Annotated in this window: 12 protein-coding genes and 1 tRNA gene; 7 read left to right on the top strand and 6 right to left on the bottom strand. The window is 67.7% G+C overall.

Features of this window, described 5'->3' with window-relative positions:
• On the bottom strand, window positions 1–666 hold the full coding sequence (locus tag ACQR50_RS05640; protein ID WP_428970135.1) for a protein-L-isoaspartate O-methyltransferase family protein: 666 nt from the start codon (window positions 664–666) through the stop codon (window positions 1–3).
• A 412-nt stretch (window positions 667–1,078) separates the two neighbouring features.
• On the opposite strand from ACQR50_RS05640, the gene ACQR50_RS05635 reads away from it, so the two are divergent.
• The 5 genes from ACQR50_RS05635 (at window position 1,079) to ACQR50_RS05615 (ending at window position 7,739) form a co-directional block, all read left to right on the top strand.
• A tRNA-Cys gene (locus tag ACQR50_RS05635) sits at window positions 1,079–1,152 on the top strand.
• 170 nt (window positions 1,153–1,322) lie between these two features.
• Window positions 1,323–3,209 carry a M61 family metallopeptidase gene (locus ACQR50_RS05630; protein WP_428970134.1) on the top strand — a complete coding sequence of 629 codons (1,887 nt, stop codon included), beginning with the start codon at window positions 1,323–1,325 and terminating at the stop codon, window positions 3,207–3,209.
• Between the two features lie 132 nt (window positions 3,210–3,341).
• Window positions 3,342–3,902 carry a PAS domain-containing protein gene (locus tag ACQR50_RS05625; RefSeq protein WP_428970133.1) on the top strand — a complete coding sequence of 187 codons (561 nt, stop codon included), beginning with the start codon at window positions 3,342–3,344 and terminating at the stop codon, window positions 3,900–3,902.
• Window positions 3,899–7,360 (top strand): CheR family methyltransferase, encoded by a 3,462-nt coding sequence (locus ACQR50_RS05620; RefSeq protein ID WP_428970132.1) that lies wholly within the window; start codon window positions 3,899–3,901, stop codon window positions 7,358–7,360. Before ACQR50_RS05625 ends, ACQR50_RS05620 begins: the two co-directional genes overlap by 4 nt.
• A complete protein-coding gene (locus ACQR50_RS05615) occupies window positions 7,353–7,739 on the top strand; it encodes a response regulator (RefSeq protein ID WP_056439694.1) in 387 nt (128 codons plus the stop codon). Before ACQR50_RS05620 ends, ACQR50_RS05615 begins: the two co-directional genes overlap by 8 nt.
• Before the next feature lie 230 nt (window positions 7,740–7,969).
• Here ACQR50_RS05615 and ACQR50_RS05610 read toward each other — a convergent pair whose 3' ends face one another.
• Genes ACQR50_RS05610 through ACQR50_RS05590 form a run of 5 tightly spaced genes read right to left on the bottom strand, consistent with a single transcriptional unit; the run spans window position 7,970 to window position 14,385 of the window.
• A complete protein-coding gene (locus ACQR50_RS05610; protein ID WP_428970131.1) occupies window positions 7,970–9,223 on the bottom strand; it encodes a TolC family outer membrane protein in 1,254 nt (417 codons plus the stop codon).
• Between the two features lie 13 nt (window positions 9,224–9,236).
• Window positions 9,237–11,666 carry an ABC transporter permease gene (locus tag ACQR50_RS05605; protein ID WP_428970130.1) on the bottom strand — a complete coding sequence of 810 codons (2,430 nt, stop codon included), beginning with the start codon at window positions 11,664–11,666 and terminating at the stop codon, window positions 9,237–9,239.
• Between the two features lie 25 nt (window positions 11,667–11,691).
• Window positions 11,692–12,450, bottom strand: a complete 759-nt coding sequence (locus ACQR50_RS05600) for a GIN domain-containing protein (RefSeq protein WP_428970129.1) — start codon at window positions 12,448–12,450, stop codon at window positions 11,692–11,694.
• 12 nt (window positions 12,451–12,462) lie between these two features.
• The gene (locus ACQR50_RS05595; protein ID WP_056439707.1) at window positions 12,463–13,140 is read right to left on the bottom strand and encodes an ABC transporter ATP-binding protein; all 678 of its coding nucleotides are present in this window, start codon (window positions 13,138–13,140) and stop codon (window positions 12,463–12,465) included.
• A 12-nt stretch (window positions 13,141–13,152) separates the two neighbouring features.
• A complete protein-coding gene (locus ACQR50_RS05590) occupies window positions 13,153–14,385 on the bottom strand; it encodes an efflux RND transporter periplasmic adaptor subunit (protein WP_428970128.1) in 1,233 nt (410 codons plus the stop codon).
• Window positions 14,386–14,475: 90 nt separating this feature from the next.
• Here ACQR50_RS05590 and ACQR50_RS05585 point away from each other — a divergent pair, with 90 nt between their 5' ends.
• Both ACQR50_RS05585 and ACQR50_RS05580 read left to right on the top strand, forming a co-directional pair.
• Complete coding sequence (locus ACQR50_RS05585; protein WP_428970127.1) at window positions 14,476–15,804, top strand: sigma-54-dependent transcriptional regulator; 1,329 nt, start codon at window positions 14,476–14,478, stop codon at window positions 15,802–15,804.
• Window positions 15,794–16,975 carry a sensor histidine kinase gene (locus ACQR50_RS05580; RefSeq protein WP_428970126.1) on the top strand — a complete coding sequence of 394 codons (1,182 nt, stop codon included), beginning with the start codon at window positions 15,794–15,796 and terminating at the stop codon, window positions 16,973–16,975. Before ACQR50_RS05585 ends, ACQR50_RS05580 begins: the two co-directional genes overlap by 11 nt.
• The last annotated feature ends 58 nt before the right edge of the window (window positions 16,976–17,033 follow it).

Genomic DNA, 17,033 nt, shown 5'->3' with positions numbered 1-17,033 from the left:
TCAGAATTGAAAGGCGCGAGGACGGGCAAAGCCCGGCAGGATGGTGCATTCGGCATCGGCGAAGGCGCGCACGCCGTGGCCGCCCTCGGTCCGGCGACCGCTGGCCAGACGCGTGACGCCGTTCTCGACCAGACCGGTGACGATCCGGCCACCGACCTTGACCTGCTCGACCAGCGCGGTCGGCAGTTCCTCGACCGCGCCGTCGACGATCAGCACGTCATAGGGCGCAGCGGCGGCGTGCCCCGCGTTGAGCGCACCCTGCACGACCTCGACCTTGGTCTCGCCCGCCAGCGCGGTGCGCGCGGCCGCGACCAGATCGGCATTTTCCTCGACCGCGATCACCTGGGTCACGATCCCGGCGAGCAACGCGGCGGTATAGCCGGTCGCGGCGCCGATCAGCAGGACGCGGTCGCCCGCCTCCAGATACGCCTCGGTCAGTAGACGGCCGGTCGCCATCGGCAGGTTGACCGCGCGCCCCTGCCCCAGGTCGAGCGTCCCGTCGCGATACGCCACCGGGCGCAGCGCCTCGGGCACGAACGCCTCACGCGGGACACGCGCCATGGCGGCGACGACCCGCTGGTCGCTGACCGCCGTGGTCCGCAGCTGGCTCGCCACCATCGCATGGCGCATCGCGTCGAAATTCGAGGAATCGTTGCTGATCGTCATAATTGCCATCCCTGTCGCACAGCCGTTTTAGTTGCGCAATACACTAAATTGGTTCCCGCCGCTTCTATCGCGTAGGGTGATTTCCGCCAAGCGGTTGAGCGGCGCAGGTCCCCGGTTTGGAAATGTACGCCGATTAGCACGCCTTTCGGATAAAATATCGCGGGAGCCTATCGAGAAGGTCCGAGTTGTATCGATAGCCTAAACCGACCACCGACGTGGAGAATCTGTGAAGCGCAACTCGGGGCTTATCGGCGTCGACTCCACCGGCTGCGACAATCGCGGTGGCCGAAGCAGCCGTTCGATAGTGTCCGCATCTCCGCTCACGAAAATCCGACGACTTTTTCGATGCGACCCCACTCCCCTGTTGACGCCGCGCGAAAAACCGCACACATGCCCGCCTCCCACGCATCGAGGCGCGATGGCGGAGTGGTGACGCAGAGGACTGCAAATCCTTGCACCCGGGTTCGATTCCCGGTCGCGCCTCCAGATTTTCCTGACATTCGGATGATTTGACCAGCCCCGCGGGGCGGGCCGCACCTGTGCCGTGCGGTGATTCGGGCGTCTCACGGCGGATCACCTTGTCCCTCGCAAAAGCGGTAGACCCGGCCCCGGCGCCATGCCTAAGTCGCGACCTTGTTGGCGCGAAGGGGAATGGAATGCGGTTTCTGGCGATGACGGCGGCGGTAGCGCTGACCACCACGGCGATGCAGCCGGTCGCGGCGCAGACCGCCCCCAAGCGTCAGGCCGCCCAAACGCCGGTCGAATATGACATCGCCTTTCCCCGCGCCCAGCATCATGAGGCACAGGTCAGCGTCACCTATCGCGGGCTGCCCTCCAAACCCGTCCGCTTCCAGATGGCCCGCTCCTCGCCCGGCCGCTATGCGCTGCACGAGTTCGCCAAGAACGTCTATTCGGTGTCCGCCGTCGATAGCGCGGGCAAGCCGCTGACCGTCGAGCGGACCGATCCCTACGGCTGGACGGTCGCTGGCCATGACGGCACGGTGACGGTGCGCTACACGCTGTTCGGCGACCGGGGCGACGGCACCTATGCGCAGATCGACCCGACCCATGCCCGGCTGAACATCCCCGCGACCTTCCTGTGGGCGGTGGGACAGGACGCACGGCCGATCCGCGTCCGCTTCCACCCGCAAGCCGGGTGGAAGATCGCCACCCAGCTGACCCCGACGAACGACCCGACCGTCTTCACCGCGCGCGACCTGCAATATTTCATGGACAGCCCCGTCGAGCTGTCCGCCTGGGACGAGCGGTACTGGACCGTCGCGAACGGGGCGAAGACCTACACGATCCGCCTGACCGTCCATCATGACGGCAGCGCCGCCGATCTCGACCGCTTCGCCGCGATGGCGCAGAAGGTCACCGCGCAGCAGATCGCGATCTTCGGCGAGACGCCCGCCTATGATTACGGCACCTATACTTTCCTGGCCGATTACATGCCGCAGATCAGCGGCGACGGCATGGAGCATCGCAACTCGACGGTGATCAGCCAGGCGCGCTCGCTGGCGGCGGGCAAATTCTCGCAGATCCAGACACTCAGCCACGAATTCTTCCACAGCTGGAATGTCGAGCGGATCCGCCCCGCCGAGCTGGAGCCGTTCGACTTCACCCGCGCCAATGCCACGCCCTCGCTCTGGCTGGCCGAGGGCTTCACCCAATATTACGGACCGCTCGCGGTGGTCCGCGCGGGCGAGATGCCGGTCGAGGATTATGTCGCCCAGCTGTCGGGCACGCTGAACGCGCTCATCAATTCCCCGGCGCGGCGCTATGGCGGACCGCAGGAAATGAGCCTGCGCGCGCCCTTCGTGGATGCGGCGCAGTCGATCGACCCGACCAACCCGAACATCTTCTTCTCCTATTATCCCTATGGCGCGGTCATCGCGCTGGCGCTGGACATGGAGTTGCGGCAGCGTTTCCCGCAGCTGACGCTCGACGATTACATGCGCCAGCTCTGGCGCAGCTTCGGCAAGCCCGAGCGCAGCTATCGTCCCGACGATCTGCGCATCGCGCTGGGGCAGGTGACGGGCGACCAGGCTTTTGCCGACCGCTTCTTCGCGCGCAGCATCACCGCCAGCGGCCTGCCCGATTTCGCGCCGCTGCTCGCTCAGGCCGGGCTGACCCTGCGCAAGGCGAACCCCAATGCGGCCTGGGCGGGCGGCATGCCGGGTCCGCTCGACGGCGGTATGGCGCTGACCGCGCCGACCGTGCCGGGCACGCCGCTCTATGAGGCGGGGCTCGACAAAGGCGACCGGATCGTCAGCGTCGATGGCCGCCCGCTCGCCGACCAGCAGGCCTGGACCGCGATGCTGGCACGTCATGCGCCCGGCGACCGCCTGCCCATCGTCTATCGCCAGCGCGGCGGCGAACGCAGCGCCGCCCTGACGCTGGCCGCCGATCCGACGATCGAGGTGGTCCCGAACGAAAAGATCGGCCAGCCGCTGACGCCCGAACAGACGCGCTTCCGCCAGTCCTGGCTGGGGCCGCGTCCTGTCCCGACGACCCTTTCACCTGTTCCGCCCTCGCAATGATTCCGAGGCGAGGCGGGAACGTCACGGCGCCATAATGAGTTTATCCATGTGAAGTTTTCGGGGGGCGCCGGACGTCACGGCACTTGCGGAGGGGAGGACGCCATGCGAATGCGCGTCATGGAGCCAGATTTCGTGCACAATACTGAAATTCCGAGTCATCTGGCCGCGTATCTGGACCAGTCCCCCATCGCATTGGCCCTGGCGGATGCGCGCGGCGACAATCCGCTAATCTTCATCAATCACGGCTTTCGCGAACTGACCGGCTATACCAGCGAGGATGTGGTCGGGCAGAATTGCCGGATGCTCCAGCGTGATGCCGATAACGAAGAGGCGCGCGAGCGTATCCGCGAGTTCCTGGCCAATGATCGTCAGGTGAACGTTCGCACCATGCTGATCAATTTCCGCAAGGACGGCTCGCCCTTCGTCAACCTGCTCTACATGTCCAAGCTGCGTCAGCTGGGCGGCAAGATGCCCTATATCTTCGCGTCGCAGTTCGACGTCAGCCGCTCCCAGCCCGAACGACTGGCCGCCTATGACGCGGAACTGGGTCGCACCCTGGGCAAGCTGACCCCGATCCTGGCGGAAAGCGGCATCGTGCTGGAGGGGTCGCTGACCGCGATCGCCAACACCGCCGCCACCATCGCCCAGGCCAAGCTCACCCTGTCGGACCTCGACCGGGCCGCCTTTCCGTGAGCGCGGACGCAGAGGCTCCGCAGATCGCCCCCCATCCGGATAGCGCCCCGAAGGACGGGATCGCCCCGGTGCCCGTGGTCGGTATCGGCGCGTCGGCGGGCGGGCTGGAGGCCCTGCGCGAGATGCTGACCCCAGCGCGCGCGCCGACCGGCATGGCGTTCGTCGTCGTCCAGCATCTCGACCCCAATCACGAATCCATGCTGGCCCAGTTGCTCGACCGGCATACCAATCTGGAAGTGCGCCAGTGCGAGGGGCTGGAGCGGATCGAGGCCGACCGCGTCTATATCATTCCGCCCGGCCGGGGCCTGGCCATTCGCGGCGGCGTGCTGGAGCTGACCGACTTCGTCCAACCGCGCGGGCTGCGTCGTCCGATCGACGACTTCTTCCTGTCGCTGGCCAGCGATCAGCAGGCCAATGCCGCCTGCGTCATCCTGTCGGGCACCGGCGCGGACGGCACCACGGGGCTGCGCGCGATCAAGGAAAATGGCGGGGTCAGCGTCGTCCAGAAGCCCGAAAGCGCACGCTATGACGGGATGCCCCTGTCGGCGGTCGGCACCGGGCTGGTCGATTTCGTCAAGCATCCCGGCGAGATCCTCGACTGCCTCCATGCCTTCTTCGCGCGCCGCTCCGGCGATCCGAAGGAGCAGGAAGCCGAGGTCGTCGCCGACCATATCGACGATCTGTGCCGGGTGCTGCGCAACGCGGTCGGCCATGATTTCTCGGGTTATAAGCGCACGACGCTGGTCCGCCGGGTCGAGCGGCGGATGCACGTGCTCGGCATCGGCACCGGCTCGGCCTATCTGGCGCGGGTCAAGAGCGATGCGGACGAGTGCGAGGCGCTGTTCCGCGACCTGCTGATCAACGTCACCCGTTTCTTTCGAGACGCCGAACTGTTCGAGACGCTGCGCACCAAGGCGGTCGAGCCGCTGACGCGCGGGCGCGATCCGGACGAGGATATCCGCGTCTGGATTCCCGGCTGCTCCAGCGGCGAGGAAGCGTACAGCATCGCGATGCTGTTCGCCGAGGCGGCGCGCGAAACCGGACAGCCGCTGGCGGTGCAGATCTTCGCGACCGACATCGACGAACAGATGCTCCAGATCGCGCGCGAGGGCAGCTATCCCGCCTCCGCCATGGCCGACATCCCGGCCGCTCTGCGCGAACGCTATACCATGCCGCATGCCGAGCGATTCAGTATCGCCGCGCCGATCCGCGACATGATCCGCTTTTCCAACCATAGCCTCGTCAAGGACCCGCCCTTTTCGCGGATCGACCTGGTGTCGTGCCGCAACCTGCTGATCTATTTCGACGACCGGTTGCAGCAATCGGTACTGCCACTGCTCCATTATGCGCTGCGGCCCGGCGGCTGTCTCTTCCTGGGTCCGTCCGAAAGCGTCGGGCGGTTCGATCATCTGTTCCCCGCGATCGACGGCCATGCCCGGCTGTTCGAGCGGTCGCCCGGCTCCCCCTCCTACCCCATCGACTTGCCCGGCGGCATGAGCCGCAGCCCGCGTCGGCGCGGCGAGCGGGGCGAGCGCGACGGGGGTACGCCCAGCGGCGACGAGAGCACGGCGATGCGCCGCATCGTCGACCGCTATTCCCCGCCCAGCATGGTGGTGGACCAGGACGGCGGCATCCTCGCCGCGTTCGGTCGGCTGAGCCGTTACTTCAACTTCCCCGTCACCCGCGCGGGCGGATCCAGCGCGATCACGCTCGCCCGCCCCGGATTGCGCGAAGTGATCGGCCCGATGCTCCGCCAGGCCCGCGACGCGCGCAAGCGGATCGCGGCGCGCGACGTGGCGGTGACGACCGAGTTCGGCGTCCAGAAGGTCGAGGTGATCTGCGATCCCCTGACCGACGGATCGCTGCTGTTCCTGTTCCGCGACTCCGCGCCGTTCAGCCCGGTCGAAGCGAGCGACCTCGCCGATCTGGAACCGGGCGACGACCATATCGAGGCGCTGGAGGACGAACTGCGCCTGACCCGCCACCGGCTGCGCTCGACGGTCGAGGAGCTGGAGACGGCGAATGAGGAGCTGAAAAGCTCCAACGAAGAAATGATGTCGATGAACGAGGAGCTTCAATCGACCAACGAGGAACTGTCGACCGTCAATGACGAGCTGAAGACCAAGGTCGACCAGCTGACCGTCGCCAATTCCGACCTGCGCAATTTCTTTGAATCGACCGATCTCGCGGTGGTCGTGCTCGACCGCAACCTGCGGATCCGCAGCTATACCGAGGCGGCGCGGGCCATCTTCCCGTTGCAACCCAGCGACCGGGGGCGGTTGCTGGCCGATGTCTCGACCCGGCTGGCGACGACCGACTATCTCGACGGCGCGGCGCAGGTCGCAGGCGGCGGCGCGTCGATGCAGCAGCGGGTGACGACGCGCGACGGCGGGCGCACCCTGTCGCTGCGCGTTCTGCCCTATCGTACGCAGGGCGACGGGATCGACGGCGCGACGTTGGTCCTGACCGACATCACCGACGCGCTGAGCCTGGAGCGCGAGCTGGCCGCCGAGCGCGAGCGGCTGGACCTGGCCATCAAGGCAGGCGGCATCGGCGTGTGGGAATATCGCGGCGGCACCGGCGAGATTTTCCTGGACGAAACCGGCCGCCACCTGTTCGGCTTCGACCCTCAGGACAGCGCGGACCAGGTGCATCAGGTCTTCGACCGGATCATTCCCGAGGACCGGCCCGGCGTCGAGCTGGCGCTGGCCGAGGCGATGGCCGGGCGCGGCGATTTCGAAATGACGTTCCGGCTCGACCTGAACGGCAAGGAACGCTGGATCAAAGGGTTCGGCCGGGTCGTCACCGCCTCGGCGCCGCACCGGATGGTCGGCGTGTCGATCGACGTCACCGCCGAATATGCCATCGCCGAAACGCGCGAGCTGATGCTGCGCGAGATGAACCACCGAGTGAAGAACCTGTTCGCGATCATCTCCGGCATCGTCTCGGCGGCGTCGCGCTCGCATGACGACGTGACCGAGATGGCCGACGATGTGCGCGAGCGGATCGCGACCCTGGGCCGCGCCCATTCGCTCGCCTCGCCCGCGGGGGAGCAGCAGGCGATCCCGCTGGCCGCGCTGGTCGACGCGACGATCGCCCCCTATCGCGGCCAGTCCGCCATCACCATCGACGGACCGCCGCTGCTGGTCGACCGCCGCTGCCTGTCACCGCTGGCGCTGATCCTGCACGAATGGGCGACCAACTCCGTCAAGTACGGCGCGCTGGCCCAGCCTTCAGGCGAATTGTCGGTCGGCTGGACGCTGGCGGACGGCAAGTTGCGGCTCGACTGGTCCGAGACCGGCGGCCAGGTGCCCGACGATAGCAGCGCCAAGGGCTTCGGCACGTTGCTCGTCCAGACTTCTTCACGCCAATTGGGGGCCGAGTTGGAGCGCAAAAGCCTCGACGGACGTTTCCTCCTCAGCCTCACCTTGCCGGAGACGGTGCTCTCGCATGACTAAAACCATTTTGCTGGTCGAGGACGAGTTCTTCGTCGCGCTGGATCTCCAGTCCATCATCGAGGATGGCGGCTATCAGGTGGACGGCCCCTATGTCAGCGTTGAAGACGTGCTGGCACATCTGGACGGCGACAAGCCCGAACTGGCCTGCGCGATCCTGGACGTGCGTCTGCGCGACGGCGAGGTCTTCCCGGCGGCCGAGCGGCTGCACGAGGCGGGCGTGCCGCTGATCTTCCATTCGGGCCATGCCGACGAACATGCGCTGCAATCGCGCTATCCGGGCGCGGCGGTGTGCGGCAAGCCGTGTTCGCCGTCCCTGCTCCGGCGGACCCTGTCGATGGCGGTATCGGGACCGGCCGAAGGGGACCGGGCGGCGGGTTAGATGGGGGCGTCAGGCTCGGTGAGACACCCTGCCCTCCCCCAGCCCAGTTTCAGGTAAACGATGCCCTGCATCGTTTAGGTCATGCCGGGGGCATGACCGACCTGAAACTCGCTTGCGGGAGGGGAGTAATTTTCATCCTACCTTCGCCAAACCACTTCTCCCCTCCCGCAGGCGGGAGGGGCTGGGGGAGGGTAAGGTGTCTCACCGAGACCAACCCTCTTCATCCCCCCTCAATCAAACGCCCCCCGCCCCATCCGCCCCGTCGCGCGCAGCAGCGCCGCTTGGGCCGTCAGGACATCGACCTGCGCCCGGGCCACCGCCAGCTGCGCCGCGCGATAGCTCTGGTCGGCCACCAATATGTCGATCGTCGAGCGCAGGCCGAAGCCATATTCGGCCCGCACGCCCTTCAGCGCCAGATCGGCCGCCTTCAGCCCCTCCGCACTCGCGGTCAGCCGTCCTTGCGCGGCGGTGAGCGAGGCCCAGGCCGAGTCGGCCGCCCGCACCACGCCGCGCGCCACGGAATCCGCATCGAAGCGCTCCGCCCGCCGCACCGCCTCCGCCTGCCGCACGCGAGAGGAAACGAGGCCGCCGGTCAGCAACGGGATGCGCAGCGCCAGCCCGGCATTGGCGGCACTGTCGAAGCCGTTCGTCCGCCCTCCCGCCCATTGCACGCCGCGCCCATAGCCCCCGGCCAGATCGACCGCCGGGGCGCCATCCGCGCGCGCCTGATCGATCCGCGCGGTGGCGGCATCCACCCGGCGCTGCTGGGCGAGAAGCAGCGGGTTGCCCGCCTCCGCCGCCGCGCGTGCATCGGTGAGTGTGCGCGGCAGGGCGGCGGGCGTCGCGATCGTCGCATCCAATATCCCTGCGTCACGCCCCACGATCGCGCGGTACGCCGCCGCCGCCGTTGCTGCCGCGCCCTCGGCATCCACCAGATTGGAGACGATGCTGGCCCGCTGCGCCTCCAGTTGCGCGACGTCGGTCCGCGTCGCCTGCCCCAGGCCGTAGCGGGACTTGGCCTCGGCCACCTGGCTGTCGAGCCGCTCGATCCCGACCCGCGCGACCTCGACCGCCTGTTGGGTATAGAGCAGATCGGCATAGGCGCCGACCACCCGCTCCAGCACATCGGCCTCGACATCGCGTAAGGCTTCGCCCCCCGCCGCAACATCGCCCTTCGCCGCCCGTACTGCCGAGGACACCCGCCCGCCGGTCCAGATCGGCAGGCTCGCGTTGACACCGCCCAGCGCCGAGGTCGCCCCCGTCCGCGTGCCGGTGCCGTCATAGCCCAGCCGGTCGTACCCCGCATTGCCCGTCGCGCCCGCCGTCAGCCGCCCGGCGGCGCGGGACTGATTGGAGGTTTCCGCCAGCGCATCCTGCCGGGCGCGTGCGGCGGCAAGTTCGGGATTGTCTTCCCACGCCGCCGCCATCGCCTCCCGCAGCGTCTCGGCCGAGGCGGGATCGGCGGCGACCAAAGCCACCCCCATCAGCCACCACCGCCTAGTCATGGCGCAATGCCCAGGCGGGTGCGGCACGGCTGGCCTTGAGCGACTGACCCAGCACGGTCAGCACCGCGATGGTCAGCGCCAGCGCCGTGGCGGCCACGAAATAGAGCGGCGACAGCGACACGCGGTCGTCGAACCCCGCCAGCCACGTCCGCATCGCGACATAGGCCAGCGGCCAGGCGACCAGATTGGCGATCAGGACCGGGCGCAGGAACTGCCCGACCAGCAGCTTGACGATATCGGTGGCCGACGCGCCCAGCGTCTTACGGATACCGATCTCCTTCACCCGCCGCTGCGTATTGAACGAGGCCAGGCCCCAGAGCCCGACGCAGCCGATCAGGACGGCCAGGCCCGCACCGATGCCGAAGAGACGGGTCGCGCGGTCGTCTGCTTCGTAAAACTCCTCCAGCTTGGTGTTGGCGGTCTTTCCGTTGAAGGGGACGTTGGGCACCATCTGCTGCCACAAATTGCGTACCGCCGCCATCATTGCGCGGGGATCGCCCCGGAAGCGGATCGAAGCCACCGCACCAGCTATCGAATTCTCCGGCTTGGCGTCATACACATAATAGGTCGCGTCATTGGGTACGCGCGGCGAGAAGAAACGCATATCGTCGATCACGCCGATGATCGTGCGCGGTCGGTCCCCACCCACCGTCTTGCCCACGGCTTCCTGTGCGGTGCGGAAGCGCAGGGTCGGAAGCGCCCGACGATTGATGATGATCGCCCTGGGCTGACCCTTCTCAACAGTCTGAGAGTCATCGCCACGATGCGCGTCGTCGAAGAAGCGTCCCGCCAACAACCGGGTGGCATAAACCTTGAAGAAGTCAGGCCCCACCTCGATCCGGCGAAGCGATGGGCCCTCCCCCGGCACGCCGGGCAGGGGAACATTGTCGGCATTGTTGTCTCCGCCGCCGCCCACGCCGCTATCGGCCATGGCGACGGACGACACGTTCGGAAGCCGTCGCATGGCCTCCATCACGGCGCGACGACGTGGTGCATCGACGAGGGAGTCGCTGATCGACGTGACGGTCAGCAATCCATCACGGCGAAAACCCAGATCGGTCGAACGAAGATGTCGGGTTTGCGCGACCAGAATCAGCGTCCCGATCATGAACGCGATTGCTAAACCGAACTGAAAGATGACCAGTGCCTCACGGACACTGGCCCCCGCACGGCCGCCACCCGGTGCCCGCGCCGAGGCCAGGACGCTCGCAGCCGGGAAACGCGACATGAGAACCGCAGGATAGGCGCCAGCGAGCAAGCCGACCATCACCGTCAGCACCGCCAACGCGGGAACGACGACGATATAGGGAATGGTGAGGTCGAGTCCTCCCGCCGCGTTGATCATCGGGAGGCCAAGTTCGGCCAGTATCAATCCCCCCAGCGCAGCGATCGCGACGGTCAGGATCGCTTCGCCCAGAAATTGCGAAACCAAGGCCGATCGACTGGCCCCAAGCACCTTGCGCATCGCCACTTCTCGCGCCCGCAGGCCCGACCGCGCAGTCGCGAGGTTCACATAGTTCACGATGGCGATGATCAGCGTCAGGATACCCACCAGACCCAGCGTCACCATGGTCAGCTTGCGGCTGGCACTTGCCTTGCCTTGCGGTTCCAGATGCATCCTGGTGATCGGCATGACGGTGATGCCCAGCGACTTGGACGCATCCTTGCCCATGTCGGTCAGCGCGCGGCGATCGACGAAGGACGGCATCTTGGCGACAAACGCCCGCACCGCCTCGGGCGTGTCGAACTTCAGGAAAGTCTGCAGCGATGAGCTGCCCCAATGATACCACCATTTCTTGCTCGAAGCCGGCGGCGTGCGGGGAAGCGGCAGTAGGATCGCGAATTCATTGATCTCGGTATTCTTGGGCAGATCCTTGAAGACACCCGCGACCCGATACGTGCCGATATCGTCGGTCGCCAGCTTGATCGTCTGGCCGACGGGGTTGGACGATCCAAAATATTTACGCGCGGTCGTTTCGTTCAGAAACGCGTTGGTCGGGGTGTTCAGGCCGTCGCTGCTGCCGCTGACCAAGGGCAGGCCGATGATGCCGAAGAAATTGACATCGACTTGGACGATATTTTCGGCCGTTGCGACCTGTCCCTTGATGACACTGCCACCCGCGCCGCGAATTCGCGTGCCTTGGACGCCGGGAAAGTCGTCGCGCAGTTGTTCGAGTAAGCCGCCCATCGTCCAGTTGCTGGCGCCGTTGAAGGGGCTTTCGGGCATGTTCCAGACCGACTGGGCGACGTAGATCTTATCATATCCCGGCAGCCATTTCTCATACCCCGTCTCGAACCGGACATAGAGGCCGAGCACCAGGAAGACGGCGATACCCACCGCCAAGCCGCCGATGTTGAGCGCGGCGTAGAGCTTGTGGCGCACAAGCGAGCGGTAGAGCGACAGAAGCGCGAAGCGGTTCATGGTTGCATGCCCCCGGACAAGACGGTCATCGACCGCAGGCGATGCGGGCGAGCCCGCTTTTGGCGACGGTGCAGCGGGGATTCCCCTCGACGCTGACATTCGCCATCCCGCTGGCGCTCACATTCGCCTGTTCGGCGGCCCCGGCGCGAACATGGGCCGTGCCGCTGGCACCGATCGTGACCTGGGGTGCGGACAGGGCGCGTGCATTCACCTCGCTGGCGCCGCTGCTGTCGATGGTCAGTTGTTGCGCATCGCCATCCGCGCGAAGGACGCTCGCCCCCGACGTGGCCAGCTTCGCACGTTCGGTGCGCAGGCTCCGTACCGTCACCTCGCTCGCCCCCGACAGGCCGAAACTGGCCATGCCGCTGCGCAGTGCCGACAGGCGCAGCACGCTGGCGCCGCTGGTATCCGCCGCGAACGCCGGTGTCTCGAGGGCGGGCAGGTTTATCTCCACCGCGCCGCTGAGCTTGACCGCCTTGATCGCGGGCAGCGTGACGGCGATCGCGACGCGGCGGTCATGGCCGTTGCAGCTATTGTCCTTGCGGCGGATGCGCAGTGCGCCGCCGCTGGTGTCGATGCGCAGCGTATCGATATTGGCCGCCCGCCCCCGCGCCGACACGGCGTAGCCGGATCCCAGCGAGACGGTCACGATATCGCACCCGCCGACATCGATCCGGTCGAAGCCGCGAAGGTCGTAGCCGCGCGTCGTCTGCACGCTTTGCTGTGCGGGCGCGGCGGCGGCAATGAGCGAGAACAGGGCGATGGCGGGGATCATCTTCTTCATCGGAATGTCCTTTCAGATCGCGCGCATGGCGCTGGCAACGATGCGCCCGTCGAGCATGTCGATGCGGCGCTTGGCGAGGTCGGCATGGCTGGGCGAGTGCGTCACCATCACGATGGTCGCGCCCGCGTCGTTCAGCCCGGTCAGGATGTTCATCACCTGCTCGCCATTGGCGGTGTCGAGATTGCCGGTCGGCTCGTCCGCCAGGATCAGCTTGGGATCGCCGACGATGGCGCGGGCGATAGCGGCGCGCTGCTGCTGGCCGCCCGACAGCTGATGCGGGAAGTGGCGCGCGCGGTGGGCGATGCCGACCTTGTCCATCGCGGCGGCCACCCGCCCCCGGCGGTCCCCCACGTCGCCGCGATAGGCGAGGCCGAGCGCGACATTCTCCTCGATGGTCAGCTCGTCGATCAGGTTGAAGCTCTGGAAGACGAAGCCCAAAGTCTCGGCGCGGAATCTGGCCAGCTGCTTCTCGTCCATCGCCGCCAAGTCGCGATCGCCGAACATGTAGCGCCCGCCCGTCGGCCGATCGACCGTGCCCAGCGTGTTGAGCAGCGTCGACTTGCCGCAGCCCGAAGGCCCCATGATGGCCAGGAACTCGCCCGCCGCGACATGCAGGTCGATATCGTGCAGCGCGGTCGTCTCCACCTCGTCGGAGACGTAGCGGCGCTGAATGCCTTCCAGTCGGATCATCGATCTTCCCCCTTATCGGATGTTCAGGATGTCGCCCTTCACGGACGCGGTGTTGCTGATGACGATGCGCTCGCCGGGATTGAGGCCGGAGAGGATCTCCACCTGTTCGGGATTGCGGCGGCCGATACGGACGGCGCGGCGGCGGGCATGGGCGCCGTCAGGATCGAGCACGAAGGCCGAACTGCCCCCCGCCTCCAGCCAGCCGCCGACCGGCGCCACCACCGCGCGGCTCGCGGCGCCCAGCGTGATGCGGATGTCGATCGTCTGCCCACGATTGAGCCCGGCGGGCGCCTTGTCGAAGGTCAGTTCCACCTGGAACCGCCCGTCCTTCACCGCCGGAAGCACCTTGGACACGGTCAGCCTGGCGCCGTCCGAGCCGGTCGCCGTCTGGCCCGGCGCGACGCGGCCGAGATAATATTCGTCGACCTGCGCGACCAGCTTCCACGAGCCTTCGCTATCGACCTGCCCCGCCGGATCGCCGGGCTTCAGCGTCTGGCCCGGCTGGATGGTAAAGTTGGTCAGCCGCCCACCGGCAGGCGCACGGATGGTCAGCGCCTCCAGCCCCGCGCGCACCGCCGCCAGATTGCCCGACAGCCTTACTTGCGTGTCGTTCAGCCGCGCGGACTGGGTGGCGGTGATCCGCGCCTCGGTGGCGCGGCCGGACTTGAGCTGGGCGAGGCGCTTTTCCTGATAGGCGGCCTCCTCCTCGAAGCTCTTCACGCCCGCGTCCGACAGAAAGCCCTGATCGTGCAGCTGGCGGCGAATGCCCAGGTCGCGGCGCGCCTTGATGAGGTCATATTCGGCCTGCGCCACCTGTCCGGCCCGGTCGAGCTTGTTACGCTCGATCCCCAGCCCCTCGCTCGCCACGCCGCCCAGCTGGCTGGCGATCTGCGCCTCGCGGGTCAGCACGTCGAGTTTCAGCTGCGGATTGGCGAGCGTGGCCAGCGGCTGTCCCGCGCTGACCATCTGCCCGTCCTGGGCCAGCAGCTTTTCCACCTGCCCGCCCGACAGCACGCCGACCAGCGTGGTAATGCGCGGCGTGACGGTGGCACGGACGGGCAGATAATCGTCGAACGCGGCGCGGGTGACCTCGCCCGTTTCGATATTGGCGGCGGCGATATCGGTCGATCCGGCGGCGGGCAGCAGCCGCCAGACCAGCACCGCGCCGATCGCCAGTAACATGGCAATCACCACCGGGCGGCGACGCCACCAGGGCACGGCCTCGCGCGCGATTACGCGGTCCATTCCCGCCCCCGGTGAAGCGCTTGCGTGTACGGGCTGTTCGGTCATCATGGATGGAGTGTCACCCCGAACGGGCGAAAAACCTAAACCCCTATGAATACGCCATTTTCATCCACCCCGGCCGAATCCGACCGTTCGTGTCCGGACGCACCGTCCGGAAATGGACGGTCCGGGGATGCGTCAAGCCCGCCATCCACCGCCCTGGCAATCCTCCTGATCGACGACAATCCGCGTATCGCCGAATCGCTGGCCATCGCGATCGATCTGGCGGGACATAGGCTGGACGTGGCGCAGGGGCCGGAGGACGGCTTTTCGCTTCTGGCGGCCCGGCGCTACGACGCGATCCTGCTCGACCTGAACTATGCCGCCGGGCGGACCGATGGGGCGGAGGGGCTGGCGATGCTCGAACGGCTGCTCGCCGATGATCCGGGTGCGTGCATCATCGTCATCACCGCGCATAGCGGCATCCGGCTGGCCGTGACGGCGATGCAGGCGGGTGCGCGTGACTTCGTGATGAAGCCGTGGCGCAATGCCGAGCTGATCGCCAAGATCGAACTGGCTGCGCGTCGCCGCGCCGCACCCCGCGATCATGTCGTGACCGAGGGCACCGCCGAACCCGCCCGCCTGCTGGGCGACAGCCCCGCCATTGCCCGCGTCCGCGACCTGATCCGCCGTGTCGGCCCGACCATGGCGGGTGTCGTCGTGACCGGGCCATCGGGCGCGGGGCGCGGCCTGATCGCGGCGGCGCTCCATGCCGCCTCCCATGCGGCCGGGCGGCCTATGCAGCGGATCGACGTGCGCGATCCGCTGGCCTGGGCACGGCTGGACGGGGCCGAGGGGGAGACGAGCTGGCTGCTCCGCCATCCCGACAAGCTGGACGACGTGACACAGGCCCGACTGCTCGACCGGTTGCGACCCGAGGATCGTCATATCGCCATCGCCGACGATCCCCGCGCGATCACACCCGCGCTCGCGCGGCGGATCGCGGCCGTGGAGATCGCAGCACCCTCGCTGGTTGAACGACAGGACGATGTGCCGCTGCTCGCCCGCCATTTCGCGCGGATCGCGGCCGAGCGGCACGGCCTGCCCGCGCCCCGCTTCACCCCCGCCGCCGAGGCGTTGCTGGCGACGGCGCACTGGCCCGACGAGGCACGCGGCCTTGCCGCCGCGATCGAGCGGGCGCTGTTGCTGGGCGAACAGGGCGTGATCGAAGCCGCGCTGCTCGCCCCACCGGTCGCCCACAATGCGGCTCCGGCCCCTGCCTCGACATCGTCCCGCGCCAGTTTCGATCTGGACGAAAGCGAACGCACGATGATCGAGGCGGCGCTGGTCGAGCATCACCACAATGTCACCCAGGCGGCGCAGGCGCTGGGGCTTAGTCGCGGGGCGCTGTATCGGCGGATGGCGCGCCATGGGCTTTGACCTGTCGCGGCGTCGCGCGGTCGCGGCGGCGTTGTCCGGGCTGGCGCTGGCCGTCCTTGGTGCGGCGATGCTGCTGGCATGGCAGCAGGGAATGCTGGGGTCGATCCTGGGTGCGGGGCTGTGCGTCGCCTGGCTGATCGGAACCGGCTGCTGGACGGCGGCGCGGGCGGGGAGCGGGCGTCGCGATCATGAGATGACGCGCCCCGCCCCGGACGGCCCGCCGCTGGACGCTCTGTTCGACCAGATCCCGCTGCCGCTGCTCCGCGTCGATGCCGGGCGAGCGCAGGCGATCAACCGGGCCAGCCGCCGCCTGTTCGCCACCGACGACCGGGTCATCCCGACCCCGCCCGCCCTGCTCGACAGCGGGCAGACGCAGCTGCGCCATGAAGGCAGGAGCTGGCGGATCGAGCGGGTGGCGGGCACCGGCCGTGCGCTGGTGATGCTGGTCGATATCGAGGCCGAACGCCGCGCGGCCGAGGCTCATGCCGATAACGAGATGATCGATATTCTCGGCCACGAACTGCTGAACGGCCTGTCGCCGATCGTCTCGCTGGCCGACAGCGCGCAGGTGGCGGCGGAACGGGGCGATGCGCGGCTGCCCGGCATATTGGCGACGCTGACCCGGCGGATCGAGGGGCTTGAGCGCTTCACACGAGCGTATCGGATGCTGGCCAGGCTGCCCGATCCGGTGCGGGCCATGGTGGATATGGGGGAATTGGTCGGCGATCTGTCCCGCCTGTTCGCCGAGCGCTTCGGCGACCGGGTGACGCTGTCGATCGACATGCCCGAGGCCGCGACCGGCTGGTGCGACCGCGACCAGATGACGCAAGGGCTATGGGCACTGCTCCATAATGCGGCCGAAGCCGCCCTGGCCGGGACGGTCGCCCCGGCGGTGACACTCGCCGTCGTCGGGCAGGCGGACCGGCTGGTGATGCGCGTGTCGGACAGCGGCCAAGGCGTCCCCGCGCCGGAGCGGGTGCGGATCTTCCGCCCGTTCCATACCACCAAGCCGGAGGGCTCGGGCATCGGCCTGACCTTGGCCCGCCGGATCGCGCAGGGACATGGGGGCGAGTTGAGCCTGCTGCCGGTGGCGGTGACGACGTTCGAATGGGTGGTGCCGGACGACCCACTTTCCTCTCCTGCAAGGGGAGGTGGCGGCGCGCAGCGCTGACGGAGGGGTGTCGCGCTATCGAGAGGGGGGACATCTCTCCACCAGCTTCGCTGGTCCC

Origin of the sequence: Sphingomonas sp. Xoc002 (genome assembly GCF_050408055.1) — a bacterium.
Classification (GTDB): Bacteria; Pseudomonadota; Alphaproteobacteria; order Sphingomonadales; family Sphingomonadaceae; genus Sphingomonas; species Sphingomonas yabuuchiae.
Note: the sequence above shows the minus strand (reverse complement) of the source record. Positions and strands in the feature narration are given on the sequence as shown.

Coding starts and splice junctions, on each gene's coding strand:
- ACQR50_RS05640 (WP_428970135.1), bottom strand. CDS start 666: ATGACGATCAGCAACGATTCCTCGAATTTCGACGCGATGCGCCATGCG.
- ACQR50_RS05630 (WP_428970134.1), top strand. CDS start 1,323: ATGCGGTTTCTGGCGATGACGGCGGCGGTAGCGCTGACCACCACGGCG.
- ACQR50_RS05615 (WP_056439694.1), top strand. CDS start 7,353: ATGACTAAAACCATTTTGCTGGTCGAGGACGAGTTCTTCGTCGCGCTG.
- ACQR50_RS05610 (WP_428970131.1), bottom strand. CDS start 9,223: ATGGGGGTGGCTTTGGTCGCCGCCGATCCCGCCTCGGCCGAGACGCTG.
- ACQR50_RS05605 (WP_428970130.1), bottom strand. CDS start 11,666: ATGAACCGCTTCGCGCTTCTGTCGCTCTACCGCTCGCTTGTGCGCCAC.
- ACQR50_RS05600 (WP_428970129.1), bottom strand. CDS start 12,450: ATGAAGAAGATGATCCCCGCCATCGCCCTGTTCTCGCTCATTGCCGCC.
- ACQR50_RS05595 (WP_056439707.1), bottom strand. CDS start 13,140: ATGATCCGACTGGAAGGCATTCAGCGCCGCTACGTCTCCGACGAGGTG.
- ACQR50_RS05590 (WP_428970128.1), bottom strand. CDS start 14,385: ATGGACCGCGTAATCGCGCGCGAGGCCGTGCCCTGGTGGCGTCGCCGC.
- ACQR50_RS05585 (WP_428970127.1), top strand. CDS start 14,476: ATGAATACGCCATTTTCATCCACCCCGGCCGAATCCGACCGTTCGTGT.
- ACQR50_RS05580 (WP_428970126.1), top strand. CDS start 15,794: ATGGGCTTTGACCTGTCGCGGCGTCGCGCGGTCGCGGCGGCGTTGTCC.